This is a genomic window from Mesorhizobium sp. Root157 (assembly GCF_001427385.1).
Lineage (GTDB): Bacteria > Pseudomonadota > Alphaproteobacteria > Rhizobiales > Rhizobiaceae > Mesorhizobium.
In genome coordinates, this window is the sequence record NZ_LMGJ01000007.1 from 52,437 (window position 1) to 62,739 (window position 10,303).

Below are 10,303 nucleotides of genomic sequence, written 5' to 3' on the forward strand. Positions count from 1 at the left end.
CCGTTCGGCAATGGACCCTCTGATTGCCCGCCTCGGTCTCGCACTGGCCATCGGCCTCCTGGTCGGGCTCGAGCGCGGATGGCAGGAGCGGGATGCGCCCGATCGAAGCCGCACCGCAGGCATCCGTACCTATGGGATTTCCGGCCTTTTGGGCGGCGTCCTCGCGGCGTTGGCCGACGCCGTTGATTCAGCGTCGGTGCTTGTCGCCGGCCTTCTCGGATTTGCCGCCGTGTTCGCCTGGTACAAGGCCCGCGAGGCCACGCATGACCAGGATTTCAGCGTCACCGGCGTCGTCGCAGGACTTGGCGTATTTGCGCTCGGCGCCCTTGCCGTTACCGGCGACTACCGTGCTGCCGCTGGCGGCGGAGCCGCGCTCGCGTCGGTTCTTGCAAGCCGGGAAGTTCTCCACGGTCTGCTGCGCCGACTCACCTGGATCGAATTGCGCTCAGCCCTGATCCTGGTGGTGATGACCGCGATAATCCTGCCATTGCTGCCGAACCGGAGTGTCGACCCGTGGGGCGGACTCAATCCTTGGGAGATCTGGTTCTTCACGGTTCTGACCGCGGCGATCTCGTTCCTCGGCTATGTTGCAACGCGCATTCTGGGCCAAGCGCGCGGCTTGCTTGTCAGTGCTCTCGCCGGGGCCGTCGTTTCTTCCACGGCGACCACCGTTGCGCTTGCTCGAACCGCAAAGGCCGGCGGCAATCCCTTGCCGTTGGCCGGCGCGGCAGCGCTGGCGGCGGTGGTCTCGATCCTGCGTGTTTGCGTGATCGTACTGGTGGTCCAACCGTCACCCATTTCGTCAATAGCCCCGGCCGCCCTCGTCGCCGCGCTTTGCTTCTCGGCCTGCGGAGGTCTGCTTCTCTTGCTGAACTCGGACGGACAGGCGTCAAGCGGTACGCCGTCGCGAAATCCTTTCGAGTTGGGGCCGCTCCTCCTGTTCGCGCTACTCTTTGCGATCGTCTCGACCTCAAATGCGGCGCTTGCCGGCCGGGTGGGCGGCAGCAGCTTGCTGGTGACGTCAGCCCTTTCTGGAACATTCGACGTCGACGTCGCCGTGTTGAGCACTCTGCGATTGGTCGGCCAGTCCGTCACTTCCGAGATGGCCGGGACCTTTGTACTCGCGGCGCTGGCCGCCAACGCGGTCGGACGTCTCGCCATGGCGATTCTGGCTGGTCCGGTCCGTTTCTGGGCGCCGCTTGCCGCCGCAACCATAGCCGCGATTGGCCTGGGTTTCGCGACTTTTGCCGTGCTGCCGCCGCTGTGAGTTCGACCCCGTTCTTCCGTTGTTTGACGCCAGTCAAAGCCACGGTCGTGGTTTCAGCCTAGTGAGTGGGTCTGAAAGGGGATTTTCTACCATGACAGCACGCACGGATCTCACGCCGAACTTCCGCGCCGTCCGGCTTCTACTCGCGCGGGAAAAGGATCACCCGGCGGGCGAGCACGAGGTCGGGTACGACATTCTCGTGCCGCTCGACAAGAACGGACAACTTGTCTCTGCCGAGTGGAAATCGCATCAGGAGGCCTGTCGCGTCCGTCGGTTCCACAGCGGAGAGAATGACCGGATCGGGCGCTTGCGGCGCAAGCCCGGCGGCCAGTGGTACTTCGACTATGCCGAGGGCGAGCGCGACGACGAAATCGGTTTCCGCTTCGGTGAAGAACGGTTCGTCACCGGCGAATATCTATCTATTACGAGCGGCGGCAGCCAGCACACCTATCAGATAGCACGCGTCGAAAAGCCATAGTGACTTCCCGTCGCCATCTTGGCACCACTTGTTGGAGATATCGCCATGAACCCAGTTCTCCGTTTCCACGGCGCCGCGCATGGAGTGACAGGATCCTGCTACGAGTTGGAAGTGGGCACTCGCCGACTGCTAGTAGACTGCGGTCTATTCCAAGGCTCCAAGTCCGAAAAGGCGCTCAACTATGGCGACTTTCCCTTCGAACCGGCATTGGTCGACGCCGTCATCTTAACCCACGCCCATATCGACCATAGCGGCCTGTTGCCGAAACTTGTGAGACACGGATTCACCGGGTCAATCCATGCGACGAGCGCCACCATCGATCTGTGCTCGGTCATGCTTCCTGACTCGGCGCACATCCAGGAAATGGAGGTTGAGAATCTCAACCGCCGGAATGCACAGCGCGGTCGGCCGCTGGTTTCGCCTATCTACACGATGCAGGACGCGACAGCCTGCATGACGCAGTTCCGCGCTGGCGAGTACGATGTTTGGTCGACCATCACGGATAGCGTGCGCGCCCGATTCTGGAATGCCGGACATCTCCTGGGGTCAACTTCGGTAGAGATTGAAATCGATGGAGAGCATGCTGGCACGCCCTTGCGCGTCCTGTTCTCCGGAGACATTGGTCCGGGCCACAAGCTCCTTCAGACAGACCCGCAAAGTCCGTCCGGGGTCGATTATCTAATATGCGAATCGACCTATGGTGACCGCGACCGTCCCGAGGTCACCCGCGAAGAGCGCAGGCTTATGCTTGGCCAGGAAGTGAGGCATGCCGCTGAAGCGGGAGGGCCGCTGATCATTCCGTCCTTTGCAGTCGAGCGCACTCAGGAACTGCTCGTCGATCTCTTTTTGCTGGCTGAAAGCGGCGCTATTCCTGCTGCTGCCCCTATCTTTGTCGACTCGCCCCTGGCGACGCGCGCGAGCGCCATCTTCGAACGCCATGCCAGCGAAATCGTAGACGGCAACGTCCTGAGACGAGCGCTGAACTCTGGAAATATCCGCTTCACTGAAACGGTGGAGCAGAGCAAGGCGATCAACCGCCTCGCGGGGTTCTTCATCGTCATCGCAGCGAGCGGCATGTGCGATGCGGGCAGGATACGCCATCACCTTAAGGCCAATCTGTGGAAGAAGAACGCGACGGTCATGATGGCCGGCTACCAGGCCCAGGGGTCGCTAGGTCGGATCCTTCTCGACGGCGCCGCGCGGGTACGCATCCAAGGCGAAGAAATAAATGTGAAGGCGCACATCAGCCATTTTGACCTCTACTCGGGCCATGCAGATGCCAGCGAGCTTGTGTCATGGGTCAAAAGTCGCTTGCCAATCAGTCAGACCATCTTCCTCACTCATGGAGAGGAAGATGGTCTGACCGGTCTGCAGGAGCGGCTAAAGGCGGCCTTCCCCGAAAGCGAAGTGACCCTTCCGCTGATCGACGACGCCTACGAACTCGGACAAACGGGTTCGCGCCAAGTCGACGTCAACAGGCCTCGGCGTCTCAAGCCCGAAAAGGTCGCCCGGCTTGATTGGCACAACGACCTGACCAAACTCCTGATGGACGTCACCGAAAGTGTGAACGCCGCCGCTGATGAACGGAGCCGCGCAGCAACTATTCGTCGACTGCGACGCGCCCTGGAGACGAACACGAATTGAGCGATCGCGCTGCCCGTGTCGTCCCGGTCGTCGACGCTGTAACGAAAGCGCGCTGCAAAACCGCTGGACGATGTCACGGCAATCTCCCTGCACGGCGTAGGAGCAGCATGGGAAGTGCAAATAGTACGAAGTACAAAAAGCAGTTTGGTTCGACCTTACGGTGACTGGAACGTCCATCGCATGCCGCGATGGCAAGGCAACGCTCGCGTCCTCATTTGCCCCCTGCTCCGAAGGCCTACTTGGCAGGATGGCAAAACGCCTCCTGCAGCGCGGCCACTACGGTCAGCACCTCCGGCCGGGCGATGCGATAGTAGACGGTGGTTCCTTCGCGTCGTGAACCGACCAGCCCGTCGGCTCTCAGCCGCATGAGCTGCTGCGACATCGGCACCTGCTCGATATCAAGTTCCTGTCTGAGCTGCGCAACGGATTTCTCTTCGTCGCCCAGCGCGCACAGCACCAATAGCCGCTGCGGATGCGATAGGCTCCGCAAGAGGTCGGCCGCCTTGCCTGAGGCGGGGATCATATCTTTTACATTCATATCCTTGAATTTATATTCTTTGAATGTTAGATGCAAGTCCGTCCAGTCCAGCGCCCGAAAGCGGGTGCGGAACTGGAAATTCGCCGGGCCGAACCCTGCTCAGCCGAATTGAGCCTGATCAAGGCGGAGCGCCATGATCAGAGGATAATAAGGCAATGATCGCGCCGGCCGCAACCAAGGAGAAGAAAATGACCATCGATCGTGCCGTTCTGATGTTCGCGGGCTTCATGGTACTCGCTTCGCTTGCGCTCGGGGTCCTCGCCTCGCCCTGGTGGTACCTTCTGACCGTCTTCGCCGGCCTCAACATGATGCAGGCGTCGATGACGGGCTTCTGTCCGGCGGCGATCGTCTTCAAGCGCCTCGGCTGCAAGGCCGGCGTCGCCTTCAAATAAGCGGGGAACGCCTTCGCGCCCTTGGCGCGGGGTGGCCGCATCCATTGCCAGGATCCTCCATGTCGAAGCTGAAACCCATCCTCGCGACCGCGCTCCTGTTCGCCGCGACCCTCGGCCTCCGGCCGGCTTACACCGCGGAGTTCGTCGTCGAGGCAAGGACGATCCCGGAGATGAAGGCCGTCTTTGGCGAGGTCGAGAGCCGCACGGTCGTGCCGGCGCGGGCCCGTATCAGCGGGACCCTTCGCGAGATCCGGGTCAGCGAGGGCAGCGAAGTGAAGGAAGGCGATGTCGTCGGCGTGGTGGTCGACGACAAGATCGCGCTTCAACTCACGGCCGCAGACGCCAAGATCAACGCGCTGAGATCGCAATTGGAGAACGCCCGCATGGAAGTCGAGCGCGCCCAGCAGCTCGTGTCGCAGGGCGTCGGCACGCAAAGCCGGCTGGACGCCGCCAGGACGGCATTCGAGGTCGCGACCAACCAAGTGGCGGCAGCTGAAGCCGACAAGGCGGTGATCGAGCAGAGCGCGCGCGAGGGTAACGTGCTTGCGCCGGCCACCGGCCGCGTGCTGACCGTGCCGGTCACGCCCGGCTCCGTCATTTTGGCCGGCGAGGAGATTTCCCGTATCGCGACCGGACCCTATTACCTGCGGCTGTCCTTGCCCGAACGCCATGCGACCGAAATCGCGGAAGGCGCAACGGTCGAGGTCGGCGAGCGCGGACGCATGCAGTCGCCGGACCAGCCGGTCGCCACGCGCAAGGGCAAGATCGTCAAGGTCTACCCCGAGATCGCCGACGGCCGCGTCATCGCCGATGTCGATGTCGCCGACATCGGCGGTTATTTCGTCAACGAGCGCATGCTGGTGTCGATCCCCGTTGGAATGCGCACGGTGCTATCCGTGCCGCCGGCGGCGGTGATGACTCTGCACGGGATCGACTATGTGTCGGTCGCAACTGCCGACGGCCGAATGGACGTCGCGGTAATCCTTGGCGGGAGTTTTGAAGACGCAGGCCAGGACCTGGTCGAGATCCTGACCGGGCTCCATGACGGCGACCGAGTCGTGCTGCCATGAAGCCTTCCCTTTCGGGCCTCGGCATTGCCGGCGGCCTGACGCGCGCCTTCATCGCCTCGCCGCTGACGCCCCTTTTCCTGCTGGCGGCACTTGCGCTCGGGCTCATCGCGCTGGTCATCCTGCCGCGCGAGGAGGAGCCGCAGATTTCGGTGCCGATGGTGGACATCCATGTCAGCGCGAACGGCCTCAAGGCGGAGGATGCCGTCAAGCTTGTCACCGAGCCGCTGGAGACCATCGTCAAAAGCATCGACGGCGTCGAGCACGTCTATTCGCAGACGGAGGACGACGGCACGCTGGTCACGGCGCGCTTCGAGGTCGGCACCGATGCCGACACAGCCGTGCTCAGGGTCCACGAGAAGATCCGCGCCAATATGGACCGCATTCCGGTCGGCGTCCCGGAGCCGCTGATCGTCGGGCGCGGCATCGACGACGTGGCGATCGTCGTCGTCACCTTGCGGCCGACCCCGGAAGCCGCGCCGCGCTGGACGGCGAACGGACTGACGCGGCTGGCGCGCGAACTCCAGGTCGAGGTGTCGAAGCTGCCGGATGTCGGCCTGACCTATATCGTCGGCGAGCAGCCGGAGGCGATCCAGGTCGCGCCCGATCCCGAAAGACTTTCGCTCTACGGCATCACGTTGCAGCAGCTTGCCGCCAAGGTCGAGGGGGCCAACCGCTCGTTCCGCATCGGCACGGTGCGCGAGACCGGCGGCCAGCGGGCCATCGTCGCCGGGCAGACGCTGCAGGAACTGCCCGAGATCGGCAACCTCCTGCTCGCCGCCCGCGACGGAAGGCCAGTCTATGTCCGCGACGTGGCCAAGGTGGTGCTGGCGACGGAGCCGGCGGAGCACCGCGTCACCGACATCCGCAAGACGGATGCCGGGCTGGAGCGGGCGCCGGCCGTCTCGCTGGCCATCGCCAAGCGTCCCGGCACCAACGCCGTGGTCATCGCCGACGAAATCGTCAAACGCCTCGAACAGACGCGCGGCCAGATTTTCCCCAGGGATGTGGAGATGACGGTCACGCGCGACTACGGCGAGACCGCCAACGAGAAGGCCAACGAGCTTCTGTTCCATCTTGGCTTGGCGACAATTTCCATCGTCGTGCTGGTCGCCATCGCCATCGGCTGGCGCGAGGCGCTGGTCGTGGCCGTGGTCATCCCCACCACCATCCTGCTCACCCTCTTCGCCTCGTGGATCATGGGCTATACGCTCAACCGCGTCAGCCTGTTTGCGCTGATCTTCTCCATCGGCATACTGGTCGACGACGCCATTGTGGTGATCGAGAACATCGCCCGCCACTGGGCGATGAGCGATGGGCGTTCGCGTGCAGCGGCGGCCATCGACGCGGTCGCCGAGGTCGGCAACCCGACCATCATCGCCACGCTGACGGTGGTGGCCGCGCTCCTGCCGATGCTGTTCGTGTCGGGGATGATGGGACCGTATATGAGCCCGATCCCGGCCAATGCCTCTGCCGCGATGCTGTTTTCCTTCTTCGTCGCCGTCATCCTGACGCCGTGGCTGATGATCAAGATCGGGAGAAAGGATACTTCCGCTGCACACGGCCATGACGACCCCGAAGGCGGACGGCTCGGCCGGATCTATGTCGCGGTCGCCCGGCCCATCCTGAAGACCCGGGCGCGTGCCTGGGCTTTCCTCCTGATCGTTGGTATCGCCACGCTCGCCTCGCTGGGGCTGATCTACACCAAGCACGTCACGGTGAAGCTGCTGCCTTTCGACAACAAGGCCAGCCTGCAAATCGTGCTCGACCTGCCCAAGGGGTCGTCGGTCGAGGACACCTACAGCGCGCTGCAACAGATGGTCGGGAGGCTGGCGACCGTGCCGGAGATCGTCTCGTTCCAGACCTATGCCGGCACGGGTTCGCCCTTCGACTTCAACGGGCTGGTGCGGCACTACTACATGCGTTCGGAGCCGCAGCAAGGCGACATCGCGGTCAATCTCGTGGCCAAGGGCGACCGGGACAGGGCGAGCCACGCCATCGCGCTCGACATGCGCGAGCGCCTCAGCAGCCTCGACCTGCCGCAGGGCTCGGCCGTCAAGGTGGTCGAACCGCCGCCCGGCCCGCCGGTGCTGGGCACGCTGCTCGCCGAAATCTACGGTCCCGACGCTGAAACGCGGCGCGCGGTCGCGGCGAAGGTGCGCGAGGCTTTCGCGAGCGTGCCCTTCATTGTCGATGTCGACGACAGCTACCGCAACCGGCCGGAGCGCGTGCGCGTCTCGATCGACCAGGACAATCTCGAATATTACAAGGTCGAGCAGTCGGACGTCTACGACGCGCTGAACGCGCTCTATGGCGGCACGACGGTCGGCTATTCGCATCGCGGCGGCGGACGCCAGCCGATCCCGATCCGCATCGCGCTGCCGAAGGGGCAAGCGGTCATGGACGAGCGCGCGCTGGCGACGCCCGTGCCGGCCAACGCGCTGCCCGGCGGCCGCGACGTGGTCGAGCTCGGCGACGTCGTTTCCGTCATGCGCGAGCCGGCCTCATGGCCGATTTTCCGGCACAATGGCCGCGCCGCCGAAATGGTCATGGCCGAACTTGCGGGCGCCTATGAAGCGCCGATCTACGGCATGCTCGCCGTGGACGATGCCATTGCCAAGGCCGACTGGGGCAGCCTGCCCAAGCCGGCTGTCGCGCTGCATGGTCAGCCGGACGACGAATCGCATCCGACGCTGCTCTGGGACGGCGAATGGGAAGTGACCTGGGTGACGTTCCGCGACATGGGCGCGGCCTTCATGGTGGCGATCCTCGGCATCTATGTCCTCGTCGTGGCGCAGTTCGGCTCGTTCCGGCTGCCGCTGGTCATACTGACGCCGATCCCGCTCACCTTCATCGGCATCATGATCGGACACTGGCTGTTCGCGGCTCCCTTCTCGGCCACTTCGATGATCGGCTTCATCGCGCTGGCCGGCATCATCGTGCGCAACTCGATCCTGCTAGTCGACTTCATCCGCCATGCGCAACCCGGCCGGCCGCTTCTGGATATCCTGCTTGAAGCCGGCGCCATCCGCTTCAAGCCGATCCTGCTCACCGCGATCGCCGCCATGATCGGCGCGGCGGTCATCCTGACCGATCCGATCTTCCAGGGTTTGGCGATCTCGCTGCTGTTCGGGCTGGCATCCTCCACCGCGCTCACCGTCCTCGTCATTCCCGCGATCTATATCGCGCTGAGGGGAGGACGCCGCGAAGAACAACAGACACCTGTGACCGCCAATCCGGCCATGGACGATCCTGATCCGACCGCAAATGCTTGATGGAGGCTGTTCAGACTACCCAGCGACCACCCGAGAGCCTTGTCAACGCTGCACCTATGCTAAACGCAGTTTCAAGCGTGTCGAAGTCCGACTGTCTGCGTGCGAGAAGATACTGCGCCCAGAATGCCCGCGATCGACTACGAGATCGCGTCGACACAGCCGACAATGACCGCCGCATCGAGCGCTTCCCACAAACGTCTGCAAGTATATCACAATATTGAACACGGTTTACGCAGGTGGAAACCTCGAAATACCTCGTCTTCGGAACCGAATTTTGATTCAATCGCCCTGTTAATTTGCGCGGAGGCGATGATGCGGGGACAGGCAGGTTTCTGGGACATTGACGAGCGTTATGTTCGGCTAGGCGAGGCGGGCGATCCGCTGGAGAAGCTGAACGCGGTGGTGCCGTGGGAAGTGTTCCGCAAGCCACTAGCCAAGGCGCTGAAGCGCTCGGACGGTGCGAAGGGCGGCAGACCGCCTTACGACCCGGTGATGATGTTCAGGATCATGGTGCTGCAGGCGCTGTATAGCCTGTCCGACGACCAGGCCGAATTCCAGATCCAGGATCGGCTCTCCTTCATGCGCTTCCTCGGCTTGGGGCTCGGCGATAGGGTGCCGGATGCGAAGACGATCTGGCTGTTCCGCGAGCATCTCACCGAGGCCCGCGCGGTGGAGAATCTGTTCGCCCGTTTCGACAAGCACCTCTCCAAGGCCGGCTATCTTGCGATGGGCGGGCAGATCGTCGACGCCACAATCGTCGCGGCGCCGAAGCAACGGAACACCGACGCCGAGAAGGCCGACATCAAGGCGGGCAAGGTTCCGGACGAATGGCAGGACAAGCCCTCGAAGCTGCGCCAGAAGGACCGCGATGCGCGCTGGACGGTCAAGTTCTCGAAGGCCAAGGTCGCCGAGGACGGAAAGGCGCAACAGCGCGACATCGCCATTCCCGCCTTCGGCTACAAGAACCATGCAGCCATCGACCGCCGGCACGGCTTCATCCGCGGCTGGAACGTCACGAGCGCCTCGGCCTATGACGGCGCCCAGCTTCGCAACGTGCTCAACCGAGGGAACACCGGCTCGACGGTCTGGGCCGACACCGCCTATCGCTCCAAGAAGAACGAGGAGTGGCTGGAGCGAAACGGCTACGTCTCCGACATCCACCACAAGAAATCCAAGGGCCGGCCCATGAGCGAGGCGACATCGCGGGCCAACGGCCGGCGCTCAAAAATCCGCGCGTTCGTCGAGCATGTTTTTGCGCGGCAGAAGGCTCAAATGAAGCTCTTCATCCGCACCATCGGCATCGCCCGCGCCACGACCAAAATTGGCATGACAAATCTCGCCTACAATCTGATGCGCTTCGTCTGGCACGAGGGGAGAAGTGCGTCTGCATGACGGCGAAGATGGCGGCAGAAGCCACCACGACACCGAAATCGAGCAGCCTCTGAAGTCCGACCCAGTGCGGAAACGAATTACCGGATCACCGATCAGCGCTTGTCGCCGTCAACGCGTGCCGAGCGTCCGAAAACCGCGGTAGTTCGAGCTGTGTGCGCGGCGGTGACAAATTAGGCCATGGAGCGCCGGCATAATGCTGGTGCGGGCGGAGTAAAAACCGTCCAGTGGCTAGGCTGATCCCTTTGGGGGT

8 protein-coding genes are annotated in these 10,303 nt (G+C 63.3%); 7 read left to right on the forward strand and 1 reads right to left on the reverse strand.

The annotated features are described in order from the left end of the window. The first annotated feature begins 10 nt into the window (after positions 1-10). From ASD64_RS06885 to ASD64_RS06895, 3 genes are all read left to right on the forward strand, one after another. On the forward strand, positions 11-1,267 hold the full coding sequence (locus ASD64_RS06885; RefSeq protein ID WP_056102760.1) for an MgtC/SapB family protein: 1,257 nt from the start codon (positions 11-13) through the stop codon (positions 1,265-1,267). A gap of 91 nt (positions 1,268-1,358) precedes the next feature. After that, entirely contained in the window at positions 1,359-1,745 is a 387-nt protein-coding gene (locus ASD64_RS06890) for a hypothetical protein (protein WP_056102763.1), read from the forward strand. Between the two features lie 45 nt (positions 1,746-1,790). After that, positions 1,791-3,389, forward strand: coding sequence for an MBL fold metallo-hydrolase (locus ASD64_RS06895; protein WP_082549889.1), 1,599 nt, complete (start codon positions 1,791-1,793; stop codon positions 3,387-3,389). A 235-nt stretch (positions 3,390-3,624) separates the two neighbouring features. On the opposite strand, the gene ASD64_RS06900 is transcribed toward ASD64_RS06895, so the two are convergent. After that, complete coding sequence (locus ASD64_RS06900; RefSeq protein ID WP_244480729.1) at positions 3,625-3,963, reverse strand: ArsR/SmtB family transcription factor; 339 nt, start codon at positions 3,961-3,963, stop codon at positions 3,625-3,627. Positions 3,964-4,115: 152 nt separating this feature from the next. Here ASD64_RS06900 and ASD64_RS06905 point away from each other — a divergent pair, with 152 nt between their 5' ends. The 4 genes from ASD64_RS06905 to ASD64_RS06920 all read left to right on the forward strand — a co-directional run bounded on the left by ASD64_RS06905 (position 4,116) and on the right by ASD64_RS06920 (position 10,053). Beyond that, positions 4,116-4,319, forward strand: coding sequence for a DUF2892 domain-containing protein (locus ASD64_RS06905; RefSeq protein ID WP_056102792.1), 204 nt, complete (start codon positions 4,116-4,118; stop codon positions 4,317-4,319). Between the two features lie 59 nt (positions 4,320-4,378). Then, complete coding sequence (locus ASD64_RS06910) at positions 4,379-5,389, forward strand: efflux RND transporter periplasmic adaptor subunit (RefSeq protein WP_056102768.1); 1,011 nt, start codon at positions 4,379-4,381, stop codon at positions 5,387-5,389. Continuing rightward, positions 5,386-8,661, forward strand: coding sequence for an efflux RND transporter permease subunit (locus ASD64_RS06915; RefSeq protein WP_056102770.1), 3,276 nt, complete (start codon positions 5,386-5,388; stop codon positions 8,659-8,661). The genes ASD64_RS06910 and ASD64_RS06915 overlap by 4 nt, the downstream gene beginning before the upstream one ends. A 312-nt stretch (positions 8,662-8,973) precedes the next feature. Continuing rightward, on the forward strand, positions 8,974-10,053 hold the full coding sequence (locus ASD64_RS06920) for an IS5 family transposase (protein WP_056102796.1): 1,080 nt from the start codon (positions 8,974-8,976) through the stop codon (positions 10,051-10,053). Positions 10,054-10,303: the final 250 nt, after the last annotated feature.